The following is a 22,744-nucleotide window of genomic DNA, read 5'->3' as shown; positions in this document are numbered from 1 at the left end:
TTCAGGCAGTTTGCTTCGGGGTTCCAAGCGAGCGCAGCACGTCGCGAATGAGCTGCGCACGGTCCTTCGGCTCCGGCGTCTGGCGCTCGATGCGCAGCTTGTCGTTGCCGGCCAGCTTGATGTGGCGGTTCTTCTGCACCAGCTCGATGATGCGCATCGAATCCACCGGCGGGTTGGGCCGGAAGCTGATCACCATCAGCGACGGCGCGGCATCGATCTTCATCACGCCATACGGCTTGGCCAGCACGCGCAGCCGGTGCACGTCGAACAGCGTCTGGCCCTGCGGCGGCAGCTTGCCGAAGCGGTCGGTGATCTCCTCGAGCATGGTGTCGATCTGCTCGGGCTTCTCGGCCGTGGCCAGGCGCTTGTACAGGCTGAGCCGCGTGTGCACGTCGCCGCAGTAGGCATCGGGCAGCAGGGCCGGCGCGTGCAGGTTGATCTCGGTGGTGGCCGACAGCGGCGACAGCAGGTCGGGCTCGCGGCCCGCCTTCAGCGACCGCACGGCCTCGCTCAGCATCTCGTTGTAGAGCTGGAAGCCGACCTCCATCATGTTGCCGCTCTGGTTGTCGCCCAGCACCTCGCCGGCGCCGCGGATCTCCAGGTCGTGCATCGCGAGGTAGAAGCCGGAGCCGAGCTCCTCCATGTTCTGGATCGCCTCCAGCCGCATCGCGGCCTGCTTGGTCAGCCCGTCGACCTCGGGCACCAGCAGGTAGGCGTAAGCCTGGTGGTGCGAACGGCCAACGCGCCCGCGCAGCTGGTGCAGCTGCGCCAGGCCGAACTTGTCGGCGCGGCTGATCACGATGGTGTTCGCGCTCGGTACGTCGATGCCGGTCTCGATGATGGTGGAGCACAGCAGCACGTTGTGGCGCTGCGCGACGAAATCGCGCATCACGTGCTCCAGCTGCCGCTCCGGCATCTGGCCGTGCGCGACCGCGATGCGTGCCTCGGGCAGCAGCTCCTGCAGCTTCTCGCGCCGGTTCTCGATGGTGTCGACCTCGTTGTGCAGGAAGTACACCTGCCCGCCGCGCTTCAGCTCGCGCAGGATCGCCTCGCGGATGGTGCCGCTGCTCTCGTTGCGCACGAAGGTCTTGATCGCCAGGCGCCGCTGCGGCGCGGTCGCGATCACGCTCAGGTCACGCAGGCCTTCCAATGCCATGCCCAGGGTCCGCGGGATCGGCGTGGCGGTCAGTGTCAGCACGTCGACCTCGGCGCGCATCGCCTTGATCGCCTCCTTGTGGCGCACGCCGAAGCGGTGCTCCTCGTCGATCACCAGCAGCCCCAGGCGCTTGAACTTGACGCTCTGGCTGATCAGCTTGTGCGTGCCGATGACGATGTCGACGGTGCCGTCCTCGATGCCCTCGAGTGCCGCCTTCACCTCCTTCGGCGAACGGAAGCGTGACAGCTCGGCCACCTTCACCGGCCACTTGCCGAAGCGGTCGGAGATGTTCTGGAAATGCTGCTCGGCCAGCAGCGTGGTCGGCGCGAGGATCGCCACCTGCTTGCCGCCGGTGACGGCGACGAAGGCCGCGCGCAGCGCCACCTCGGTCTTGCCGAAGCCGACGTCGCCGCACACCAGCCGGTCCATCGGCTTCGGGCTCACCATGTCCTGGATCACCGCGTGGATCGCGGCCTTCTGGTCGGGCGTCTCCTCGAAGCCGAAGCTGGCGGCGAAGGCCTCGTAGTCGTGCGGCGAGAAGCGAAACGCGAAGCCCTCGCGCGCGGCGCGGCGGGCGTACAGGTTCAGCAGCTCGGCAGCCGTGTCTCGCACCTGCTCGGCCGCCTTGCGCTTGGCCTTGTCCCACTGGCCGGAGCCCAGGCGGTGCAGCGGCGCCTCTTCGGCGCTGACACCGGTGTAGCGGCTGATCAGGTGCAGCTGCGCGACCGGCACGTACAGCGTGGCCTTGTCGGCGTACTCGAGGTGCAGGAATTCGCTCGGGCCCTCGCCCAGGTCGATGCTCATCAGCCCGACGTAGCGGCCGATGCCGTGGTTCACGTGCACCACCGGATCGCCGACCTTCAGCTCCGACAGGTCCTTGATCAGCGCGTTGACGTCGCTGACCTGCTCCTGCTTGCGCTTGCGCCGGCCGGTCGGCGAGGTCGCGAACAGCTCGGTCTCGGTGATGAACTGGATCGCGCGGCCGAGCTCGGTGTCGTGCCAGAAGAAGCCCTCGGCGAGCGGCGCGACCGCGATCGCGAAGCGCTCGTCGCCCTGCTCGAATTCGGTGAGGCTCGCGACCGACGGCGGCTCGATCCGGCTGTCGCGCAGCAGTTCGAGCAGGCTCTCGCGCCGGCCCTCGCTCTCGGCGACGATCAGCACGCGGTGGGCCGTGGTGCCGACGTGCAGCTGCAGCTTTTTCAGCGGCTCGGGCGCGCCGCGGTCGACGCTCAGGTCGGGCAGCGGGCGGGCCCAGTCGGTCTCTTCCTTGCCGCGCACCGACAACACCGGGTGCGCATTGGCGATCGCGAAGAAGTCTTCGGTGCGCAGGAAGATGTCTTCCGGCGGCAGGATCGGCCGCTCCTTGTCGTGCTGCAGGAAGCGGTGGCGCTCGCGGGTGTCGACCCAGAAGCGCTTCAGCGCGTCGTCGACCTCGCCGTGCAGCGCGATCGCCGCCTGCTCGCCGAAGTAGTCGAAGATGGTCGCGACGCCGTCGAAGAACAGCGGCAGGTAGTACTCGATGCCGGCGGTCGCGATGCCGCTGCCGATGTCCTTGTACAGGCGCACCTTGGTCGGGTCGCCGTCCATCTTCTCGCGCCAGCGGGCGCGGAACGCGGTGCGCGAGTCCTCGTCCATCGGGAACTCGCGGCCCGGCAGCAGCCGCACCTCGGGCACCGGGAACAGGCTGCGCTGGCTGTCGGGGTCGAAGGTGCGGATGCTGTCGACCTCGTCGCCGAACAGGTCGACGCGGTAGGGCACCAGCGAGCCCATCGGGAACAGGTCGATCAGCCCGCCGCGCACCGCGTACTCGCCGGGCGACACCACCTGGCTCACGTGGGTGTAGCCGGCCAGCGTGAGCTGGGCTTTCAGGGCCGCCTCGTTGAGCTTTTCCTTCTGCTTGAAGTTGAAGGTGTAGGCCGCCAGAAAACTCGGCGGCGCGAGACGGACCAGCGCGGTCGAGGCCGGCAGCAGCACCACGTCGACCTCGCCGCGCTGGATGCGCCACAGCGTGGCCAGCCGCTCGGAGATCAGGTCCTGGTGCGGCGAGAAGGTGTCGTAGGGGAGGGTCTCCCAGTCGGGGAACACCGCGATGCGCAGCTCGGGCGCGAAGAACGCGAGCTCGCCTTCGAGCCGCTGCGTGTCGGCCGGCTCGGCGCTGACGATCGCGGTGAGCTGCTTCTGGGCCGTGCGCGCCTGCGCGAAGCGGGCCAGCAGCAGGGCATCGGCCGAGCCGATCGGGCGGGGCAGCGTGAAGCGTTTTCCGGGAGACAGGCTGGGAAGGTGCATGGACACAATCGCGCGACAAAATCAAATCGCCCCGCGCGGCGTGACGGCGGGGCGATAGGGCGGGGCCGATTATAGAATTCGCCACCTTTCCGCGCCCCATGTCGACTTCTTCCCCCTCCCGATTGTTCGCCCTCGTGCCCTGCGCCGGTGTCGGCGAGCGCGCCGCGGCGAACGGGCCGAAGCAATACGCGGCGCTGGCCGGGGCGAGCGTGGTCTCGCACACGCTGGCGGCGCTGGCGCAGGTGACGCGGCTCGCCAACGTGCTGGTGGTGCTGAGCCCCACCGACACCGCGTTCGAATCGCAGGCACCGGGCTTCACCGGCTGGGCCGCGCGGGTCGGCGGCGAGACCCGCGCGCAGACCGTGGCCAACGGCCTCGCCGAGCTGCTGGCGCGCGGCGCTCATGCCGACGACTGGGTGCTGGTGCACGACGCCGCGCGCTGCCTGGTGCGTCCCGAGTGGATCGACCGGCTGATCGACGTGTGCCTGCACGATGCGGTCGGCGGGTTGCTCGCGCTGCCGCTGGCCGACACGCTGAAGCACGAGGTGCAGGGCCGCAGCGAAGCCACGCTGGAGCGCCGCCACAAGTGGCAAGCGCAGACGCCGCAGATGTTCCGCATCGGCCGGCTGCGCGACGCGCTGGCGCAGGCCGGCGACCAGGTCACCGATGAAGCGAGCGCGATCGAGGCGCAGGGCCGCTCGCCGCTGCTGGTGCGCGGCGCGCTCGAGAACCTGAAGATCACCTACCCGGACGACTTCGCGTTGGCCGAACGACTGCTGAGGACGCGCTGATGAACCCGAACCGCAACAAGCCGCCGGAGATGCGCGTCGGCGAAGGCTGGGACACGCACCAGCTGGTGGCCGACCGCAAGCTGGTGCTGGGCGGCGTCGAGATACCGCACACGCACGGGCTGCTTGGCCATTCCGATGCCGATGCGCTGTGCCATGCGATGACCGATGCGCTGTTCGGCGCCGCCGCGCTCGGCGACATCGGCAAGCATTTCCCCGACACCGACCCGCAGTTCCACGGCGCCGATTCGCTCGCGCTGCTGGCCGAGGCGGCGCGCCGCGTGCGCCTGGCCGGCTGGGAGATCGCCAACGTCGACAGCACCATCGTCGCGCAGCAGCCGAAGATGGCGCCGCACATCCTGACGATGCGCCAGCGCGTGGCCGGCGCGTTGGGCCTCGATGTCGACCGCGTCAACGTGAAGGCCAAGACGGCCGAGAAGATGGGCCCGGTCGGCCGCCTCGAAGCCATCGAGGCGCGCGCCGTCTGCCTGCTGATCAAGCCCTGAGCGAAGCCTCCCGCCGCCGCCAACACACCCACGCGAGCCCGCACACCATCATCAGCGCGACAGCCGGCTCCGGCACCGGCGTCACCAGGAACGCCCGGCTGCCGAGCGTCGTGACGACGAACTGCCCGCGGTCGTTGATTTCGCTCGCGTACAGGAAGAGGTCGTTGAACGACGGGTCGGCATTGACGAACCTCAGGTCGTTGACGTCGACCGGGTCGCTGCCGTTCGGGCCGGTGATGAAGGCGTGGGAGAAGAGGTAGGGCGAGAAGCTGTAGCTGCCCGCCACCTGGCCCAGGTTGTTGATCGCGCGGCCCCCCGCATAGAACTCCTCCCGACCCTGCCCCTGGAACGTGACCAACTGCTCCACGTTGATCCTCTTCACGGCACCGTTTGCTTCGCTGAGGAAGACACCGCCGTCCGGGCCATAGAACCTTGCGGCGCCGCTCAACACCTGGCCGCGGTCGTTGATGTCCGCAACGCCCGAGATCGTGTCGATGTTGTCGTAGTCGTAGCCGGGAATCTTCACCTCGGTCAGCGCCTGGTTGCTCGCGTCGGCCAGCGCACCGCGCGAGCGCACCGGCTCCGTCGGGTCGCCGCGCACGCGGTTCTCTGCATTGACCGCCACCGTGCCGGCGGCATTGATGCCGTTGGCCGTCGAGGTCGCGCCGCCCAGCGTGCCGATCGGCTGGATGGCGCCGGCGCCCGGCTTGGTGACGAATCCGCGCTGCAGCCCGTCGGCGTTGATGAAGTTGCCGGTGACCTGGCCGCCGGCATTGATCTTCGACGCAGTGCTGTTGCCGGCCGACCCGAGGCTGCGCGGCGTGGCGCCGGGGCCTTGCATCACGAAGGCGCGGGTGTCGTCCGGTGCGTCGCCGTTGTCGGCGTTGATCGACGAGGTGCCGACGACCCAGCCCTGGTCGTTGATGGCGGTCGCCCTGTTCCAGCTGCCACCGAGCGTCGGGATGCTGGTCAGGCCGATGCCGTTGGCGCCGGTCACGAAGGCCATGTAGGTGTCGTCGGACGACCAGCCGTTGTTGCCGCGCGCATAGGCATAGCCGACCACCTGGCCGCAGTTGTTCAGGCCGGTGGCGACCATGCCGATCCAGTCGCCGCCGAAGCCGCCGAGGTCGGTCAGCAGGTACTCGCCGGCCTGTGCGAGCGGGGCGGTGGCCAGCAGGGCGCCGGATGTTCCAAGCGCCGCCAGCAGGCGGACCAGGTGTTGCTTGAGGGTGTGCTTCATGGGTTCTCCCTTGGTCGGCATTGCTTTCTCCGAACAACCAGCAGGCCAAGGCCCGCCAGCAGCATCAGTGCGGTTGCCGGTTCGGGCACCGGCGAGATCAGGTAGACGTGGCCGTCCCCCGAATTGGCGAGGATCTGCCCAGCATCGTTGATCAGCAGTGCCGCGTCGTAGCTCCAGTACAGCGCCGACCCGGGGGGATCAGGGGAGAACGGGCCGTAGTCGACCAGCGTTGCGCCGCTGCCGTCGGGTCCGGTGACGAACAAGCCCTCCGCGAAGATGCCCTGGTGGTAGCGGCCGACCACCTGGCCCGCGGCATTGATTCCGCCGGGCCAGACGTCCACGGACACCGGAAACTCGCCGCCCGCGGGGGGCAGCGGCACCTGCAGCGTGCGGCTGCTGCCATCGGCTTCGGCGATGAATCCGGTGGGATCGCGAAAGCCGGGCGCCGCCAGCCCCACGACCTGTCCGCGGTCGTTGATGCCCAGGCCCCGGCTGAATTCGCCCGGGGAGGGGCCGGGGATCTCGCGCATGCCGGCGCCGTTGGGTCCGGTGATGAAGGTGCGCCCCGTGCCGTCCATGCCGTTGGAGGCGCTGCTCATGCCGGTGACCTGCCCGGATGCATTGACGGCGGTCGGAATGCTGGTCGCGGTGCCGCCCTGGTACAGGCTGCCGAGTTCATGCAGGTTGCCGGCCTGCGCATCGGTGATGAAGCCGCGTTGAATGCCCGCTGCGGTCGTGCTGGTGCCCACCACCTGGCCGCTGGCGTTGATGGCGGTTGCGCTGCTGGAACTGCCGCCGAGCGTGCCGAGCTCGCGTGCCGATGTGCCGTTCGGGCCGACCACGAAGGCACGCTCGGTGCCGGCGGCCGTCAACGACGTGCCGACCACCCAGCCCGCGTCGTTGATGCCGGTGGCCCGGTTCCACGAACCGCCGAGCGTCGGAAGGGCGCTCAGGCCGATGCCGTTGGCACCGCTGATCCAGGCGGTCTGGCCCGTCTCGCTCCACGACCCGTCCGTCGCCTGGGTGAGGTGGGTTTGGAAGCCCACCACCTGTCCGCTGTTGTTGAAGCCGGTGGCCTGCATCAGGTTCCACTCGCCCGGCCCTGGCGGAGGCCCCAGCGCGCCCAGGTCGAACAGCGTGTACGGGGCGGCGCTCGCCACCGCAGGCGCGCCGGCCAGGCACGCAGTGGCGCACAGCGCCGCGAAGAAGCGCGTGAGTGTCTTGCCCATGGTCGCTCCCTGCCGTCAGGCGTTGATGCTCGTGCGGCGGCGCCACGCGAGCCAGCACAGGCCGCACACCATCATCAGCAGCGCCGCCGGCTCCGGCACCGGCGTCACCAGGTAGGCGTGGCCGTTGGTGCCGTTGGTGATGAACTGGCCCGAATCGTTGATGCCGGTCGCGTTGAAGAACAGCCAGTCGCGCGCGCCGGCCGCGAGGTTCGTGAAGCTCAGCGTGTTGACGTCGACCAGCCCCAGGCCGTTGGCGCCGCTGATGAACGCGTGGCTCATCATGTTGACGGTGAAGTAGTAGCTGCCGGCGACCTGGCCGATGGCGTTCAGGCCATAGGCGTCGCTCTCCAGCCGCCACGCACCCGCCATCTCGAACGAGCCCATGTCGTAGAGGTTCAGCACCCGGCCGACGCCGTCCCGGCCGGCGATGAAGGCACGCCCGCCATCGCCGACGAATGCCGCCGAGTTGCCGACCATCGTGCCCTGCTCGTTGATCGCGCGGGCCACCGAGTTGGTGTCAGGGCCCGTCATGTCGTAGCCGGCCACCGCGATCGGCATCATCACGTCGCCGCCATAGCCGGTCATGAAGGCGCGCTGGCGTGGCGTGTCGGGGGTGGCGTAGGTGCGGTACTCGGCACCGCCGACCACGCGGCCTTCCTGGTTGACGCCGTAGGCGGTGGAGTTCGCGCCGCCCAGCGTGCCGATGTCGTGCATCGCGCCGCCGTTCGCATCGGTCAGGTAGGCCCGCTGCGTGTTGCCGTGGGCGGTGTACGCGCCGACGACGCGGTCATCGGCGCTGATGCCGTTCGCGGTGCTCGGGCCCGCCAGCGTGCCGAGGCTGCGCGGTGCACTGCCGTTGCCTTCGTAGACGAAGCCGCGGCTGTCGCCACCCGGCGTCGAGGTGGTGGTGGCCGAGGTGCCGACGACCCAGCCACTGTCGTTGATGCCGGTCGCCTTGCTCCAGCTGCCGCCGAGCGTCGGAATGGCTGTCATGCCGTGACCGTCGGCGCCGGTGACGAAGGCCTGGTAGGTGTCGGTTTGTGGCGTGCCGATGTAGCCGTCGTACGCATAGCCGACGACCTGGCCGCTGGCATTGATGCCGGTGGCGTAGACGCTGCTGAAGCCGTTGCCGAGCAGGCCGAGGTCGGTCAGGCTGTACTCGGTGGCCTGCGCCGGCGCGCCGCTGCCGAACAGGCAGGCGCTGCATCCTAGCGCCGCGAGGACGCGTGCGATGCGAGTCTTCATGTGCGTTTCCCCTGGTGGTTGTGACGTCCGCAATTTGTACGGCGGCCGTGTGTCAAACCATGTCGCATTCCCGCACACCCGCGAGCCGGGCAGGGGCATGGCGCGGGCATCCGTCGGATGGCCCGCGACCCGGGGTTCAGAAGGCCAGCACGTCGATCGTCGGCGGCACGCGGAAGCGGATTGGCAGCTTGTCGATGCCGACGCCGGGGGTCACGTAGACGCGGGCGTTCTTCAGCTCGTACAGCCCCTGGCGGAAACCGCCATCGGTGGCATGCGCCAGCAGGTGCTTCGTGAAGACCGGGATGTCGATCTGCCCGCCGTGCGTGTGGCCGGCCAGCAGCAGCGCGGCCTCGTCAGGCTTGAGGTCGAACACCGTGTCGGGGTTGTGCGTCAGCACCACGCGGTGCGCGCGGTCGACGCCCCAGGGCTGGCGGCGCGACGTGGCGAGGTCGCGCTCGGCCGAGCCGGCGCTGCGGTCGCCGAGGCCCTGCAGTTCGCAGCGGCCGAGCGGTACGCGCCTGCCGTCGATGGCTTCCACATGTGCTGCCGCGAGCGCCTGCTGCAGCTCGTCGGCCAGCGGCGGGCCGGGGCGCTGCTCGTCGTGGTTGCCGAGCACCGACAAGGTGCGGTGGCGCAGCCCGGCCAGCGGCGCGAAGGTGCTGCGCAGGTCGTGGCCCGGCTCGAAGGTCCAGTCGCCGGCCACCAGCACCGCGTCGACTTGCAGCGTGTTCAGGCGGTCGACGAGGCGCTGCAACTCGGCCTCGCGCACGAACAGCCCGACGTGCAGGTCCGAGATCAGCGCGACACGCACGCCGCAACTCGTACCGAGCGTGGTCTCGCGCACCTGCAGCCAGTTCGGCTCGATGAAGCGGGCCCAGGTGAAGCAGGCGCACAGCGCGAGGGCGATGAGGCCGGCCACGGTCGCGGCCGGCTTGCGGCGCAACGCGGTGCGCCAGGTCTCGCGCGCGAGCAGCAGCAGCGCCGGCCACAGCAGCCACGAGCACCAGTAGATCGCGAGCTTGGCGATGACGCGGTGCCGGTCTTCCTCTTCGTACCACGCGCCCTGGAAGTCGCGGGCGACCAGCGCGCCGAGCAGCACGACGATGGCGATGGCCAGCAGTGCGCGCCACCCGCGGCTGCCGGCGCGGGCGATCAGGCCGTCGAACCTCATGGGGCGCGCTTCAGCCTGACGTGGGCGACGAGGCCACCGTCGGACGCATTCGACAGCTCGAAGTTGCCGCCCATGCGCTGCACCGCCTTCTCGACGATGGCCAGGCCCAGGCCGGCGCCGGTGGCGGCGGTGCGCGCCGCGTCGCCGCGGAAGAACGGGGTGGTGAGCTGCTTCAGCTTGTCGTGCGAGACGCCGGGTCCGTGGTCGCGAACACTCAGGATCACCCACGGGCCGGTGCGCGCATAGCTCACATGCACGCGGGCGATGCCGGAGTCGGCGGAGCGACCGTAGCGGCGGGCATTCTCGAACAGGTTCTGGAACACGCGGCCGAGTTCGATCTCGTCGGCCATCACCTTGGTGTCGATCGCCACCCGCGACACGATGCGGATCTGGCTCGGGTCGCGGAAGCCCTGCATCTCGCGCTCGACCAGGCTGCTCACGTGCACCGGCACCAGCTTGGTCTCGCCGGGGCGGGCATAGTCCATGAACTTGTCGATGATGGCGTCGAGCTGGTCGATGTCGAGCGCCATGTTGCGCTTGGCTTCTTCATCGTGCACGCTCATCTCGGCCTCGAGCCGCAGCCGGGCGAGCGGGGTGCGCAGGTCGTGCGAGATGCCGGCGAGCATCACCGCGCGGTCTTCCTCCACCTTCGCGAGCTCGCGGGCCATGCGGTTGAAACCCATGTTGACCTGGCGGATCTCGCTGGTCAGCGTGTTCTCGTCGAGCTGCGATTCGTATTCACCATCGCGGATGCGGCTGGCGGCGAACGACAGGTCGCGCAGCGGCTGGTTGATCAGCCGCGCGATCGCGGCCGAGCCGACCACGGTGGCGAGCAGCGCGATGCTGACCCACAGCAGCCAGGTGCTGCCGGCCAGCGGGCGCACGCGGGTCGGGTCGGCCTGCAGCCAGTACGGATCCTTCTCGATCGAGAAGCCGACCCACAGGCCACCATTGCCGTTGACCGCGGTCGCGACGATGGTGTCGGGGCCGAGGCGGGTGCGCAGCTCCTGGCCGATGGCGCGCGAGAAGCGATCGACCTCGAAGGCCTCCCACTTGTCGCCGGGCTCGCGCGGCAGCACGCGCACGGCTTCCTGGTCGGACATGGTCTTGACCAGCGTCACGCGGTTGATGCCGTCGGCATAGCGCAACGCGGCACGCGACAGGTTCACCAGGCTCGCGATCTGCTGCGCGGCCTGCACCGCACGCGGCTCGAATTCGAGCGCGCGGAAGGTCTGCACCCACGCGAAGATGCCGCCGGTCAGCAGGACGGCCAGCAGGAAGAAGGTGCGCCAGAAAAGGCTCAGCGCTACCGCGTTGCGAGCCATCCGACTTTAGGCGGTGCCGTCCGGCACGAACACGTAGCCGACGCCCCAGACGGTCTGGATGTAGCGCGGCTGGGCCGGGTCGGGTTCGATCATCTTGCGCAGGCGGGAGATCTGCACGTCGAGGCTGCGGTCGAAGGGTTCGAATTCGCGGCCACGGGCCAGCTGGGCCAGCTTGTCGCGCGACAGCGGCTGGCGCGGGTGGCGGACCAGCGCCTTCAGCATCGAGAACTCGCCGGTCGTCAGCGCGATCTGCTCGCCATCCTTCGACAGGCGGCGCAGCGCGAGGTCGAATTCGAACGGGCCGAAGGTGACGGTTTGCGCATCCTTGGCCGGGGCGCCAGGGGCTTCCATCGCCGGGCGGCGGCGCAGCACCGCATGGATGCGGGCCAGCAGTTCGCGCGGATTGAACGGCTTCGGCAGGTAGTCGTCGGCACCGACCTCCAGGCCGACGATGCGGTCCACGTCTTCGACCTTGGCCGTCAGCATGATGATCGGCGTCACGTCGCTCGCGGCACGCAGCCGGCGGCAGATCGACAACCCGTCTTCGCCCGGCAACATCAGGTCCAGCACGATCAGGTCGACCGTCTCGCGCGTCAGCACGCGGTTCAGCGCCTTCGCATCCTCGGCCAGCAGGACTTCGAAGCCTTCCTGGGTCAGATAACGGCGCAGCAGGTCGCGGATCCGGGCATCGTCATCGACCACGACAATGCGGTCGGGACGGGCAGTGGCAGTGGGCGTCATCGACGGCTCCGTTGATTTGTAACAGCCGAGATTGTGCGCAGGTTCGGTCGAGGATTTCGAGCGTCCGGACCATCTGTTACAAATCTTGCGACACGGCTTTTTCCGTTTGGCAAGTGAAGGTTTGTGAAGGTCGGCAAGAGTTGTCGGCGAAGCTGGTGGCCGGCACGTTGGGGGCCGACTGGAGACACGCATGACGCTGAACGAAAGCGATGCCCGCCACCTGCTGATCCGCACCGGCTTCGCGCCGTCGCCGCAGCAGCTTGCACCCTGGATCGGCCTGAGTGCCGAGGCCGCCGTGGATCGGCTGATCGATGCGGCGCGCAGCGCGCGCTTCATGCACCCGCCGCCGGCCTTCACCGGCGAGACCATCCGCACGCCGCTCGGCCAGTTGCCCGACGAGGACGCCCGCAAGGCCGCGCGGCAGCAGGCGCGGCGCGACACGCTCGACCTCGCGGCCTGGTGGCTGCAGGAGATGCGCGACACGCCGGCGCCGCTGGCCGAACGCATGGCGCTGTTCTGGCACAACCACTTCGCGACCTCGGTCCAGAAGGTGCAGAACCCGCAAGGCATGTTCATCCAGCAGCAGCTGTTTCGCAAGCATGCACTCGGCTCGTTCTCCGACATGCTGCACGGCGTCGCGCGCGATCCCGCGATGCTGATCTACCTCGACGGCGCGGCCAACAAGGCGCAGGCGCCGAACGAGAACTTCGCGCGCGAGGTGATGGAGCTCTTCACGCTCGGCGAAGGGCAGTACCGCGAGCAGGACATCAAGGAGGCCGCCCGCGCCTTCTCGGGCTGGACCGTCGACCGCGCCGACTGGAGCGCCCGGCTGCGCCCGCGCCTGCACGACGGCGGCAGCAAGACGCTGCTCGGCCGCAGCGCGGATTTCGACGCCGACGGCGCACTCGACCAGATGCTCGCGCAGCCGGCCGCGGCGCGCTTCATCGCCGGCAAGCTGTGGCGCGAGTTCGTCTCGCCGGTGCCGGACGCGGCGGCGCTCGGGCGCGTCGCGGCCCGGCTGCGCGACAGCGGCTGGCGCATCGATGCGGCGCTGCGCGAGCTGCTGCTGAGCGAGGCCTTCTGGGCGCCGGCCGCGCGCGCGGCGCTGATCAAGTCGCCGGTGGAGTTGACCGTGGGCACGCTGCGCCAGTTCGAGGTGCAGCTCGATTCGATGCTGCCCATTGCACGCGCCAGCGCCAAGCTCGGGCAGAGCCTGTTCGTGCCGCCCAACGTGAAGGGCTGGCCGGGCTACACCGACTGGATCGACAGCACGACGCTGCTGGAGCGCAAGCGCTTCACCGAGCGGCTGTTCCGCGGCGTCGAGATGGGGGCGGGCGGCTTGCGCTTCGATGCGGACGCGTGGCTGTCGCCGCTCGGTGCGCACGCCGATCGCGAGCCGGATGCCGCGACGAAGGCGCGCATCGAGCTTGCGGTGCTCGCCGCGCCGCCGGTCAATCCGCTGCCGGCCGGCACGGTCGGGCTGTCGATGCTGCGGGCGCTGAGCCTGGACCCTGCGTTTCAACTGAAGTGACCCGGAGACCGCGATGCGATCCACCCGCCGAGAATTCATGCGCCTGTCGGGCGCCGCCGTCGCCTGCAGCGGCCTCGCGCTGCCGGGCATCCCGGGCGCCGCCTGGGCCCAGGGCAGCAGCGGCCTGCTGCAGCCCGCCGCATCGGCGGCTGACCGCGTGCTGGTGCTGGTCGAGCTGAAGGGCGGCAACGACGGCCTGAACACCGTCGTGCCCTATGCCGACCCGGCCTATGCGGCGCTGCGGCCGACGCTCGCGCTGCCGGCCGCCGACGTGCTGCGGCTCGATGGTGCGCTCGGCCTGCACCCGTCGCTCGCGCCGCTGATGCCGCTGTGGGAGAAGCACGAACTCGCGCTGCTGCTCGGCCTCGGCTACCCGCAGCCCAACCTGTCGCACTTCCGCTCGATCGAGATCTGGGACACCGCATCGGCCGCGCGCGAGTACCTCGACGAAGGCTGGGTCGCGCGCGCCTTCGATGCCGGGCTGCGCGAGCGCGGCCGCTTCACCGCCGAAGGGGTCGCTGTCGGCACCGCCGGGCTCGGTGCGCTGAGCGGCGCGCGCGCGGTGTCGCTGACCAGCGCCGAGGCCTTCGTCAACGAATCGCGGCTTGCGCGGCCGGCCGCGCTGCAGGGCAATGCGGCGCTCGCGCATGTGCTGAAGGTCGAAGCCGGCGTGCTGCAGGCGGCCGAGGGCCTGCGCAACCCGGAGGCGCCGGCACTGCGCACCGAGTTTCCGGCGCACGGCTTCGGCCAGGCGGTGCGCGCCTGCTGCGCGATCGTCGCCGGCCAGAAGGGGCGCGGCGGCGTGCCGGTGTTCCACCTGACGCACGGCAGCTTCGACACGCACCGCGGCCAGCTGCCCACGCATGCCGCGTTGCTGAAGCAGCTGGCCGAGGGCCTGGCCGCGTTGCGCGAGGGCCTGGTCGAGGCCGGGGCGTGGGACCGCACGCTGGTGCTGACGTATTCGGAATTCGGCCGCCGCGCGCGCCAGAACCAGAGCGGCGGCACCGACCACGGTACCGCCGCGCCGCACTTCGCGCTGGGCGGTGCGGTGCGCGGCGGCGTGATCGGCCGCATGCCCGACCTGCAGCGGCTGGACGAGAGCCAGAACCTCGTCCACACGGCCGATTTCCGCCAGGTCTATGCGACCATCGCGCAGCGCTGGTGGGGTGTCGACCCGCAGGCGGTGCTGAACGGGCGCTTCGATGCGCTGCCGTTCATCGCGGCCTGAGTGACCGACAACGACACGCCGACGGCGCGCCACTCACAAGGAGGATCCATGACGATTCAATCGAAGCTCTCGCCCCTGGCCGCGGTCGCGGCCTTTGCCGCCGCGCTGGCGGCCGAACCCGCGCTCGCCAACGAGCCGCCGCTGCAGAACGTGGTGAGCCTGTCGGCCAGCGCTACCGTCGAGGTCAACAAGGACTTGTTGAACGTGACGCTCAGCACCACCCGCGAGGGCACCGATGCCGGCGCCGTGCAGGCGCAGCTGAAGCAGGCGCTCGACGCCGCGCTGGCCGAGGCCAAGCGCGTCGCGAAGCCGGGCGACATCGAGGTGCACACCGGCAACTTCTCGCTGTTCCCGCGCTACAGCCAGAAGGGCGGCATCAACGGCTGGCAAGGCACCGCCGAGCTGGTGGTCGAGGGCAAGGACATCCCCGGCATCGCCGCGCTGACCGCGAAGATCAGCACGCTGACGATCGCCCGCGTCGGCAGCAACCTGTCGCGCGAGCAGCGCGAGAAGGTCGAGGCCGATGTCGCCGCGCAGGCCATCGCCCGCTACCGCGCTAAGGCGGCCGAGTACGCGAAGCAGTTCGGCTTCAGCAGCTACGTGCTGCGCGAGGTCAACATCGGCAGCAACGAGCCGGTGATGTACGCCGCCGCGCCGATGGCCCGCATGAAGACGATGGGCGCGGCCGACGAGTCGCTGCCGGTCGAGCTGGGCAAGGGCAGCGTGACGGTCAGCGTCAATGGGTCGGTGCAGATGACGAAGTAACCCCCCGTTCGCACTGAGCCTGTCGAAGGGCCCGCGCGCATCGAACCAGGCTTCGACAGGCTCAGCCCGAACGGTTTTTTCGCTATTGCGCCGTCCAGCCGCCGTCGACCGCCCAGGCCACGCCGCGCACGTTGTCGGCGGCGGCCGAGCACAGGAACACCGCCAGCTCGCCCAGCTGCTGCGGCGTGACGAACTGCAGCGACGGCTGCTTCTCGCCCAGCAGCTCGCGCGAGGCCTGCTCCACCGCAATGCCTTCGCGCGCGGCCCGGTCGTCGATCTGCTTCTGCACCAGCGGCGTCAGCACCCAGCCCGGGCAGATCGCGTTCGACGTGATGCCGGTCTGCGCGGTCTCCAGCGCGATCGACTTGGTGAAGCCGACGATGCCGTGCTTGGCCGCCACGTAGGCCGACTTCTGCGCCGACGCCACCAACCCGTGCGCCGACGCGATGTTGATGATGCGGCCCCAGTTGCGCGCCCGCATGCCGGGGATCGCCAGCCGCGTGGTGTGGAAGGCCGAGCTGAGGTTGATCGCGATGATCGCGTCCCACTTGGCGGCGGGAAACTCCTCGACCGCGGCCACGTGCTGGATGCCGGCGTTGTTGACCAGGATGTCGACGCCGCCGAACTCGGCCTGCGCGTAGGCCATCATCGCCTCGATCTCGGCCGGCTTGCTCATGTCGGCCCCGTGGTAGCCGGCCTTCACGCCGAGCGCGGCCACCTCGGCGCGCGCCGGCTCGAATTCGCCGAAGCCGTTGAGCACCACGTTGGCGCCCTGGCGCGCCAGGCACAGCGCGATGCCGTGGCCGATGCCGCTGGTGGAGCCGGTGACGAGGGCGGTTTTTCCTTTGAGCACGGTGGAGACCTCCAGGTTGATACAGTCCATTATCGAAGAGGAAGCCCGGCCCATGCATGAACCCCGCCTGAACCACGTGCAATGCCTCGACACCCGCGGCCTGCATCGCATGGCCTGGTGGGAGTGGGGCGATGCAGGCAACCCGCGCGTGCTGGTCTGCGTGCACGGCCTGTCGCGCCAGGGCCGCGATTTCGACACCTTCGCGCAGGCGATGCAGGGCGAGTACCGCGTCGTGTGCCCCGACGTCGTCGGGCGCGGCGAATCCGACCGGCTCGCCGACCCGATGGGCTACCAGATCCCCGCCTACGTGGCCGACATGGTCACGCTGCTCGCGCGGCTGAACGCTGGCACGGTGCACTGGGTCGGCACCTCGATGGGCGGGCTGATCGGGCTGGGCCTCGCGGCGCTGAAGAATTCGCCGGTGTCGAAGCTGGTGCTCAACGACGTCGGCCCGAGCATCGAGCCGGCCGCGCTGGCGCGCATCGGCACCTACCTCGGCCTGCCGGCGCGCTGGCGCAGCCTGGAAGAAGCGGCCGACGCGCTGTGGAGCATCTCGCAGGGCTTCGGGCCGCACACCCGCGAGCAGTGGCTGGCGCTGACGCGGCCGATGCTGCGCGCGGATGGGGACGGCTTCGTGCCGCACTATGACCCACTGATCGCGCTGCCGTTCCGCGCGATCACGCCCGAGGCGGCGCGCGCCGGCGAGGCTGTCCTGTGGGGCATGTACGACGCCATCGCCTGCCCGACGCTGCTGCTGCGCGGTGCCGACTCCGACCTGCTGACCCGCGCCACCGCGCAGGCGATGACGCAGCGCGGCCCGCGCGCGCTGCTGCGCGAATTCGACGGCGTCGGCCATGCGCCGATGCTGACCTCGCCCGATCAGATCGCGGCCGCCCGGGAGTTCCTGCTGGCGTGAAAACCGGACTGCTCGACACCTACCAGGACGCCGCCCCGATCGTCCAACTGGCCGCCGATGCGCCGGGCGAGGCAGGCCGCGACAGCGAGGCCGCGCAGCTCGCGCGCGCACGCGCCTTCGCCGAGCCGCTGCTCGACGGCCAGTTGCTCGACACCGGCGAAGACGCGCTGGTGCATGCCGACGGCGTCGCCGCGATCCTGCAGGGCATCGGCGCGGCACCGTCGATGCGCGCCGCCGCCTACCTGGTCTACGCGAGCGACTACCTCAGCAAGCCGGAAGAGGTCGTCAGCAAGGCCTTCGGTGCGTCGTACGCGAGCCTGGTGTTGCACACCCGCAAGCTGGTGCAGATCCAGCGCGCCGCGCGCGAGGCGCGGGTGCATGCCGAGCAGCGCGCCGAGCAGACCGAGCGGGTGCGCAAGATGCTGCTCGCGTTCTCGCGCGACCTGCGCGTGGTGCTGCTGCGGCTGGCCTCGCGGCTGCAGACGCTGCGGCACTTCGCGAGCAGCAAGCAGCCGTGCCCGGTGGTGCTGGCGCGCGAGTCGCTGCAGGTGTTCGCGCCGCTCGCCAACCGGCTGGGCATCTGGCAGATCAAGTGGGAGATGGAAGACCTGTCGTTCCGTTTCCTGGAGCCGGTGCAGTACAAGAACGTCGCGCGGCTGCTCGACGAGAAGCGCGTCGAGCGCGAGCACGGCGTCGAGGCCTTCCGCTGCCGGCTCGGCGACGCGCTGGCCGCCGCCGGGTTGCGCGCCGAGGTGCAGGGGCGGCCCAAGCACCTGTACAGCATCTGGAAGAAGATGCGCGGCAAGGGCCTCGACATCGACCGCGTGTTCGACGTGCGCGCGATGCGCGTGATCGTCGCCGACGTGCCCGACTGCTATGCGGTGCTGAGCCGGGTGCACGAGCTGTGGCCGCCGGTGCCGGGCGAGTTCGACGACTACATCGCGCGGCCCAAGGTCAACGGCTATCAGTCGCTGCACACCGTGGTGCAGGACGAGCAGGGGCGGGCGGTCGAGGTGCAGATCCGCACGCGGGCGATGCACGAGCACGCGGAGCACGGCGTCGCCGCGCACTGGGCCTACAAGGAGGCCGGCACCAAGGGCTATGCCGGTGTCAGCGCGAGCGGCGATTTCGACGCGCAGGTGGCCGAGGCGCGCAAGGCAGTGCTGCGGCAGCTGCTGGCGTGGGAGCGCGAGTTCATCGAGCGCGACGACGAAGGCGGCACCGAGCAGCGCAGCGAGCGCGTGGCGCCCGGCGCGGTGTTCGACGACCGCATCTACGTCTTCACGCCCGATGCCGCGGTGATCGAGCTGCCGGCCGGCGCGACGCCGATCGACTTCGCGTACACCGTGCACACCGACCTCGGCCACCGCTGCCGCGGCGCCAAGGTCGACGGCACGATGGTGCCGCTGAACACCCGGCTGCAAAGCGGCCAGACCGTCGAGGTGACGACGATCAAGGAGGGCGGGCCGTCGCTCGACTGGCTGAACGACAACCTGGGCTACCTGCAGAGCTCGCGCTCGAAGGCCAAGGTGCGGGCCTGGTTCAACGCGCTGGCATTGCGCGACACCATCGCGCGCGGCCGCGAGGCGGTCGAGAAGCTGCTGCAGCGCGAAGGCAAGACCTCGATGAAGCTCGACGACCTGGCGGCGCAGCTCGGCTTCCGCCATGCCGAGGCGCTGTTCGAGGTGGTCGGCAAGGACGAGTTCTCGCTGCGCAACATCGAGGCGCTGCTGCGCCCGCCGGAACCGCAGCCCGACCCCGATGCGGTGATCACGCAGCGCCTGACGCGCCCCGAGGGCGAGGCGCCGAAGGGCGGCGTGCTGGTGGTGGGGGTCGAATCGCTGCTGACCAGCCTGTCGCGCTGCTGTCGGCCGGCGCCGCCGGACCCGATCGGCGGCTATGTGACGCGCGGGCGCGGCGTGGCCATCCACCGTTCCGATTGCAGCAACTTCCGGCAGATGGCCGCGCGCAGCCCCGAGCGCGTGATCTCGGTCGCCTGGGGCGATCGGCGCGGCGACAAGCCTGCGCTGTACCCGGTCGACGTGCTGGTCGAGGCGGCCGACCGGCAGGGCCTGCTGCGCGACATCTCCGAGGTGTTCGCGAAGGAGAAGATGAACGTGACCGGCGTCAACACGCAGTCGGTGAAGGACGTGCGCGGCGGCACCGCGTGGATGACCTTCACCGTCGAGGTCGCCGATTCGGCCCGGCTGAACCAGGTGCTGGCCGCGGTGGACCGCGTCGGCGGCGTGCGAAGTGCACGCCGGAAATGAGCCGGGCCGTGAAGAAAATTTCGACCTTGACCAGATCCCGAAAAAAGGGATGCTATAGTCATGGACTCGGGCGATTAGCTCAGTGGTAGAGCGCCTCTTTGACGTGGAGGATGTCGGGAGTTCGACCCTCTCATCGCCCACCAAAACGTCTGGAAACCAGGGCCTGTTCCGAAAGGGACAGGCCCTTTTTCTATGGTTCTCGTCAGGACCAAGGAGATCCTCGATGGAGATAACCCCGCGCCGCCTTGAGTTGATCGATGCGCACGTCGCCGACACCCGCGCGCTGATGACCGAGCTGGCCTTCGAGCTGAACGATCTGGTGCGCTTCGCGCTGTCGGCCGCCAAGCCCAAGGGCAACAAGCTCTACTACCCGATGGACCCGGTGAACGAGGGCATCCGCAACTGGAAAGACCTGCAGCGCAAGCTCGCGAAGCTCACAGCGCGCGTCGACCAGGGCGTCGCGCGGCTGGGCGTGCAGCCCTTCGATCCGGAGGAGCCGGCGCAGGGCGATGTCGAATCCTCGCAAGCCGGATCGTCGTAGGCTGCCTTCAAGGCCACGCCGCAGGGAACGAGGCTCACGGTCGACCAGGACATGACGGACGAATTCGAGCGCATGGTGGAAACCTGGCCGAAGGCATTGGGAACACTGAAGGCGCTGTGCGAGAAGCGCGTTCAGTGACGGCAAACCTCCGGTGCTGTCAGCGTGAAACGGTCATTCGGTTGAGCGAGATGTTCGTCCGCTGGTGGCCGGTCGTTTGAGTTCATGCGCCGGCACTGAAGGACGGCAATCGACCCGTTGCGGTCGTTCGAGTCCGTGGATTCGCCTCCGCAAAACCACCGTTCGGCAACTCAGTCCGACTTCGAGAGGAAGGACTCGCGAGTTGCTGAAACTCTTGCTCGCAGCTCACGCAGCATCGGTAGAACCGCCACGAAGTTCCGAACCAGATCGCGCTCGCTCATCACTGGAAACGGAAATCTGACCTGATAGACACCCCACCTGCTTGCGGACGCTGCGGCAATCTCATGAACCGTCGGCCCCGAGGACTCCCACGCGATACCAGCTTGCCAGCCGTCAGGATCAACTACGAAGAGATCACCGTTGACCTTGGGCCACGGGCCAGGCCATGGGATGCCAACATAGCCAAGCGCCCAGCCGTCGAAGAGCGAGTCTTCGATCAGCTTCGCTCTGTCGTATGCATCTTCGCTATGCAGAGCGGGCGCCATGTGTACTCCGAGCCAGAAGGGGCTGAAGGTCATCTCATCGCCGAACTCTAGCGGCTTCATAGTCCCGTGATACGGGCACCTTTCCAGGCAACATTTCCAGCGAGCACACGAGCAATCGAGCGAGCGATCTTGTCTCCGCCCGAGCTGGACGGTTCAAGTGGATTCGCAAAGTCTGCGGGAGTTGCACAGACTGCGCGAAGGTCAATCACGTCAAGACTGCGCACAAGAGCCGTCCGCACGATCACATCGTTGAAAACGGCTAACGCGATGCTTGCTCGGCGGTTGAAATCGACGTCGGGGAAATTTCCGTTGTAGATGGTGCAAACGGTCAATGGGATCCCGCACGCGAGGCATGCGTCCACTGCGGCAACGTACTGCGCTTCGAACTCTTCGCGAACACTGGCCAAAAGCCGCAACGCTTCCGCTGTCGAGGCCACTGGCGTGTCGACAATCTCGACAGCCAGAAGCGCATTGTTGCCGCCAACGCTGAGTACGAGATGCGTAGTGTCAGGTGCCAAGGATTGGAGCTGCGGTTCGACGTCATTCGCTGTCGAACCATCCACTGCGCACAACGTAGCTTGCCAGTCCGCGGGCAGCGCCGAACGTAGCCGTGCCACGACGTCGGGCGCACCTTGCGTGTACGAGATGTTGTCAAAGACCGAGTCACCGAGGAGCGCGATGTGCGGCATAGGCCGTCCCGTGTTGAAGATGTCCGCGATCATTCTCTCCTGTGCCGGGCTTCGCACCCGAAAGCCGTCAGTCGCGAACGGCTGCTCATGGCCGAGGCTGTGTGAAAACTCGAGACTCGAAGCATTTCGGGGGTCTTCTCACCCCTACCTTATGGTCGATCGTCGAATGCAGCGCGATCTGAGAGGTCGATTTCGGTGGCCACCTTCAACGCGGCGAGTTTTCACACAGCCTCGGCCGATTGTCGCCAGTCGGTGGCAGCGCCTAGTCGACGGTAGGCGACTCATCGGCGACATGCGTCAAGCCTGATTGGGTGTCTGGAAGCGGATGCTCGACGGCAGCCGGCGGCCATTCGATCCGCGAAGGTCCCATGGTCAGTTTTGCGTTCATCGCTAGTAGGATGATCAGCTGACACTCAACCTGGAGAATAGTTTGCGACTCCTCATTCCCATTTTTCTGATTGGTCTTCTGGGCGGCTGCGCCAATCTGCAGGAGCCAATTCCCCCTGGGTACGCTGGGCCGACGGCGCTGGTGGGTGACAACTGTGTCGCAGAGAGCGGATCAAAGGCCAGGTGCTTCGTCGTGGAGGCGGTTGACGGCAAGCAGATCAACAACGCACTGATTGCCTCGCGACAGGCAAGTTCGGGCAATGGGTTCGCACTCACGACGCGCAATACGGCGCGACGACTGACAGCGGCAGCGATGAAAGTGAAGCTCGTCGGCACGCACGTGACCGCCGCGCCGATCGAGGCCCTGGCAGGCAAAGCGACAGGCACGTTCTTTTCCGTGGAAGGCATCGTTGAGTTCACTCCGACGGCCGATGTTGTCTACCGGGTCAATGGCGAACTGACCAAGGAACGGTCGAGTGTCTGGATCGAAGAAGCAAGCTCTGGCCAGGTCGTGACCAACAAGGTTTCATCGAAGCTGTGAAGAAGGTTGGGGGCGCAGGTCTTCTGGCTGCCCCCGCCGAGCGGAAGGCAGTCGGTAGGGAACGGCAGATTTTGACCGAACCGCGTCATTCTGGGTAGGCTACGAGCTCGTCGATATACATGGCGTCTAGCCACAGCGTTTCGCCGTTGCTGGGATCCGAGCACTCGACTTCGTAGGCGTAGTTCGCTTGGTGTGTATGGACGACGACCCCTACGTCCCCAACCTCGGGGTGGCGCCGGTAGTGGCTTGGCAGCGAGGCGAAGCGGCCATCTCGGACGGCAACGACCCTGACTCGGTCGTAAGGTTTCAGCGGCAAAGGCATACGTTTCCTCGTAGCACCTTCGCGATTCTGCCTCCCAGAAGCAGCCGTTCGCGGACGACTGCCCCTGGCCGGCTTCAGCCGTTCGCCCGCTCGAGCTGGCAGGCGCTGGCCGACCTTGAGCTGTCGTACGCGAGGCTGAGGTCGACGACCACAAGCCGGACGATCGCACGCCTGCGTGAAGCCTGGAGCCAGAATCGTCTATCCCTGACAGGCGACTGGTATCGACGGTTGGCTGACCTCGTTCGATGTAGGTAGCAATGGGGGCACGGTATCGGGCGCACTAAGCCTGAACCCCTTTTGCTGGCAAGCGGCAATGCATTGATGCAATCGC

Annotated in this window: 19 protein-coding genes and 1 tRNA gene; 10 read left to right on the top strand and 10 right to left on the bottom strand. The window is 68.6% G+C overall.

The annotated features are described in order from the left end of the window. Position 1 precedes the first annotated feature (1 nt). Positions 2-3,442, bottom strand: a complete 3,441-nt coding sequence (gene mfd, locus ACXJLU_RS24760; protein WP_457335554.1) for a transcription-repair coupling factor — start codon at positions 3,440-3,442, stop codon at positions 2-4. Between the two features lie 98 nt (positions 3,443-3,540). Here mfd and ispD point away from each other — a divergent pair, with 98 nt between their 5' ends. Beyond that, complete coding sequence (gene ispD / locus ACXJLU_RS24755; RefSeq protein WP_457335552.1) at positions 3,541-4,233, top strand: 2-C-methyl-D-erythritol 4-phosphate cytidylyltransferase; 693 nt, start codon at positions 3,541-3,543, stop codon at positions 4,231-4,233. Further along, on the top strand, positions 4,233-4,736 hold the full coding sequence (gene ispF / locus ACXJLU_RS24750) for a 2-C-methyl-D-erythritol 2,4-cyclodiphosphate synthase (RefSeq protein WP_235002289.1): 504 nt from the start codon (positions 4,233-4,235) through the stop codon (positions 4,734-4,736). Before ispD ends, ispF begins: the two co-directional genes overlap by 1 nt. On the opposite strand, the gene ACXJLU_RS24745 is transcribed toward ispF, so the two are convergent. From ACXJLU_RS24745 to ompR, 6 genes are all read right to left on the bottom strand, one after another. Further along, positions 4,726-5,976 carry a hypothetical protein gene (locus ACXJLU_RS24745; protein ID WP_457335550.1) on the bottom strand — a complete coding sequence of 417 codons (1,251 nt, stop codon included), beginning with the start codon at positions 5,974-5,976 and terminating at the stop codon, positions 4,726-4,728. The genes ispF and ACXJLU_RS24745 overlap by 11 nt on opposite strands. After that, on the bottom strand, positions 5,973-7,205 hold the full coding sequence (locus ACXJLU_RS24740) for a PEP-CTERM sorting domain-containing protein (protein WP_457335548.1): 1,233 nt from the start codon (positions 7,203-7,205) through the stop codon (positions 5,973-5,975). The genes ACXJLU_RS24745 and ACXJLU_RS24740 overlap by 4 nt, the downstream gene beginning before the upstream one ends. Before the next feature lie 15 nt (positions 7,206-7,220). Continuing rightward, complete coding sequence (locus tag ACXJLU_RS24735) at positions 7,221-8,450, bottom strand: hypothetical protein (protein WP_457335546.1); 1,230 nt, start codon at positions 8,448-8,450, stop codon at positions 7,221-7,223. A 136-nt stretch (positions 8,451-8,586) separates the two neighbouring features. After that, a complete protein-coding gene (locus tag ACXJLU_RS24730; RefSeq protein WP_457335544.1) occupies positions 8,587-9,621 on the bottom strand; it encodes a metallophosphoesterase in 1,035 nt (344 codons plus the stop codon). Further along, positions 9,618-10,946, bottom strand: coding sequence for an ATP-binding protein (locus ACXJLU_RS24725; protein WP_073465377.1), 1,329 nt, complete (start codon positions 10,944-10,946; stop codon positions 9,618-9,620). Before ACXJLU_RS24725 ends, ACXJLU_RS24730 begins: the two co-directional genes overlap by 4 nt. Before the next feature lie 6 nt (positions 10,947-10,952). Further along, positions 10,953-11,687 (bottom strand): osmolarity response regulator transcription factor OmpR, encoded by a 735-nt coding sequence (gene ompR / locus ACXJLU_RS24720; protein ID WP_073465378.1) that lies wholly within the window; start codon positions 11,685-11,687, stop codon positions 10,953-10,955. Positions 11,688-11,877: 190 nt separating this feature from the next. On the opposite strand from ompR, the gene ACXJLU_RS24715 reads away from it, so the two are divergent. The 3 genes from ACXJLU_RS24715 to ACXJLU_RS24705 are packed head-to-tail and all read left to right on the top strand — an operon-like array spanning position 11,878 to position 15,211. After that, positions 11,878-13,218, top strand: a complete 1,341-nt coding sequence (locus ACXJLU_RS24715) for a DUF1800 domain-containing protein (protein ID WP_457335541.1) — start codon at positions 11,878-11,880, stop codon at positions 13,216-13,218. Between the two features lie 13 nt (positions 13,219-13,231). Beyond that, positions 13,232-14,446 carry a DUF1501 domain-containing protein gene (locus ACXJLU_RS24710; RefSeq protein ID WP_457335539.1) on the top strand — a complete coding sequence of 405 codons (1,215 nt, stop codon included), beginning with the start codon at positions 13,232-13,234 and terminating at the stop codon, positions 14,444-14,446. Between the two features lie 48 nt (positions 14,447-14,494). After that, positions 14,495-15,211, top strand: a complete 717-nt coding sequence (locus ACXJLU_RS24705; protein ID WP_168561951.1) for an SIMPL domain-containing protein — start codon at positions 14,495-14,497, stop codon at positions 15,209-15,211. Positions 15,212-15,293: 82 nt separating this feature from the next. On the opposite strand, the gene ACXJLU_RS24700 is transcribed toward ACXJLU_RS24705, so the two are convergent. Continuing rightward, on the bottom strand, positions 15,294-16,094 hold the full coding sequence (locus tag ACXJLU_RS24700) for a 3-hydroxybutyrate dehydrogenase (protein ID WP_457335537.1): 801 nt from the start codon (positions 16,092-16,094) through the stop codon (positions 15,294-15,296). A 22-nt stretch (positions 16,095-16,116) separates the two neighbouring features. Between ACXJLU_RS24700 and ACXJLU_RS24695 the strand changes: the two genes are divergently transcribed. The 4 genes from ACXJLU_RS24695 (at position 16,117) to ACXJLU_RS24680 (ending at position 19,791) form a co-directional block, all read left to right on the top strand. Then, positions 16,117-16,980 (top strand): alpha/beta fold hydrolase, encoded by an 864-nt coding sequence (locus ACXJLU_RS24695; RefSeq protein ID WP_457335535.1) that lies wholly within the window; start codon positions 16,117-16,119, stop codon positions 16,978-16,980. After that, the gene (locus ACXJLU_RS24690; RefSeq protein ID WP_457335533.1) at positions 16,977-19,250 is read left to right on the top strand and encodes a RelA/SpoT family protein; all 2,274 of its coding nucleotides are present in this window, start codon (positions 16,977-16,979) and stop codon (positions 19,248-19,250) included. The genes ACXJLU_RS24695 and ACXJLU_RS24690 overlap by 4 nt, the downstream gene beginning before the upstream one ends. A 68-nt stretch (positions 19,251-19,318) precedes the next feature. Next, a tRNA-Val gene (locus ACXJLU_RS24685) sits at positions 19,319-19,393 on the top strand. 80 nt (positions 19,394-19,473) lie between these two features. Then, positions 19,474-19,791, top strand: a complete 318-nt coding sequence (locus tag ACXJLU_RS24680) for a hypothetical protein (RefSeq protein ID WP_457335531.1) — start codon at positions 19,474-19,476, stop codon at positions 19,789-19,791. A gap of 308 nt (positions 19,792-20,099) precedes the next feature. Here the strand turns inward: ACXJLU_RS24680 and ACXJLU_RS24675 are convergent, their stop codons facing one another. Further along, positions 20,100-20,507 carry a hypothetical protein gene (locus ACXJLU_RS24675; RefSeq protein WP_457335529.1) on the bottom strand — a complete coding sequence of 136 codons (408 nt, stop codon included), beginning with the start codon at positions 20,505-20,507 and terminating at the stop codon, positions 20,100-20,102. A gap of 23 nt (positions 20,508-20,530) precedes the next feature. After that, positions 20,531-21,196 (bottom strand): SGNH/GDSL hydrolase family protein, encoded by a 666-nt coding sequence (locus ACXJLU_RS24670; protein ID WP_457335527.1) that lies wholly within the window; start codon positions 21,194-21,196, stop codon positions 20,531-20,533. Positions 21,197-21,593: 397 nt separating this feature from the next. Between ACXJLU_RS24670 and ACXJLU_RS24665 the strand changes: the two genes are divergently transcribed. Next, positions 21,594-22,091, top strand: a complete 498-nt coding sequence (locus ACXJLU_RS24665; RefSeq protein ID WP_457335525.1) for a hypothetical protein — start codon at positions 21,594-21,596, stop codon at positions 22,089-22,091. Positions 22,092-22,744 lie beyond the last annotated feature (653 nt).

Source organism: Rhizobacter sp. P5_C2 (genome assembly GCF_054049715.1).
The sequence above is the reverse complement of the archived record's forward strand: the minus strand, read 5'-3'. Positions and strand labels throughout refer to the sequence as shown.

Coding starts and splice junctions, on each gene's coding strand:
- ACXJLU_RS24745 (WP_457335550.1), bottom strand. CDS start 5,976: ATGAAGCACACCCTCAAGCAACACCTGGTCCGCCTGCTGGCGGCGCTT.
- ACXJLU_RS24735 (WP_457335546.1), bottom strand. CDS start 8,450: ATGAAGACTCGCATCGCACGCGTCCTCGCGGCGCTAGGATGCAGCGCC.
- ACXJLU_RS24695 (WP_457335535.1), top strand. CDS start 16,117: ATGCATGAACCCCGCCTGAACCACGTGCAATGCCTCGACACCCGCGGC.
- ACXJLU_RS24730 (WP_457335544.1), bottom strand. CDS start 9,621: ATGAGGTTCGACGGCCTGATCGCCCGCGCCGGCAGCCGCGGGTGGCGC.
- ACXJLU_RS24675 (WP_457335529.1), bottom strand. CDS start 20,507: ATGACCTTCAGCCCCTTCTGGCTCGGAGTACACATGGCGCCCGCTCTG.
- ACXJLU_RS24670 (WP_457335527.1), bottom strand. CDS start 21,196: ATGATCGCGGACATCTTCAACACGGGACGGCCTATGCCGCACATCGCG.
- ispD (WP_457335552.1), top strand. CDS start 3,541: ATGTCGACTTCTTCCCCCTCCCGATTGTTCGCCCTCGTGCCCTGCGCC.
- ACXJLU_RS24710 (WP_457335539.1), top strand. CDS start 13,232: ATGCGATCCACCCGCCGAGAATTCATGCGCCTGTCGGGCGCCGCCGTC.
- ACXJLU_RS24725 (WP_073465377.1), bottom strand. CDS start 10,946: ATGGCTCGCAACGCGGTAGCGCTGAGCCTTTTCTGGCGCACCTTCTTC.
- ACXJLU_RS24680 (WP_457335531.1), top strand. CDS start 19,474: ATGGAGATAACCCCGCGCCGCCTTGAGTTGATCGATGCGCACGTCGCC.
- ACXJLU_RS24715 (WP_457335541.1), top strand. CDS start 11,878: ATGACGCTGAACGAAAGCGATGCCCGCCACCTGCTGATCCGCACCGGC.
- ACXJLU_RS24740 (WP_457335548.1), bottom strand. CDS start 7,205: ATGGGCAAGACACTCACGCGCTTCTTCGCGGCGCTGTGCGCCACTGCG.
- ACXJLU_RS24700 (WP_457335537.1), bottom strand. CDS start 16,094: ATGGACTGTATCAACCTGGAGGTCTCCACCGTGCTCAAAGGAAAAACC.
- ompR (WP_073465378.1), bottom strand. CDS start 11,687: ATGACGCCCACTGCCACTGCCCGTCCCGACCGCATTGTCGTGGTCGAT.
- ACXJLU_RS24705 (WP_168561951.1), top strand. CDS start 14,495: ATGACGATTCAATCGAAGCTCTCGCCCCTGGCCGCGGTCGCGGCCTTT.
- ispF (WP_235002289.1), top strand. CDS start 4,233: ATGAACCCGAACCGCAACAAGCCGCCGGAGATGCGCGTCGGCGAAGGC.
- mfd (WP_457335554.1), bottom strand. CDS start 3,442: ATGCACCTTCCCAGCCTGTCTCCCGGAAAACGCTTCACGCTGCCCCGC.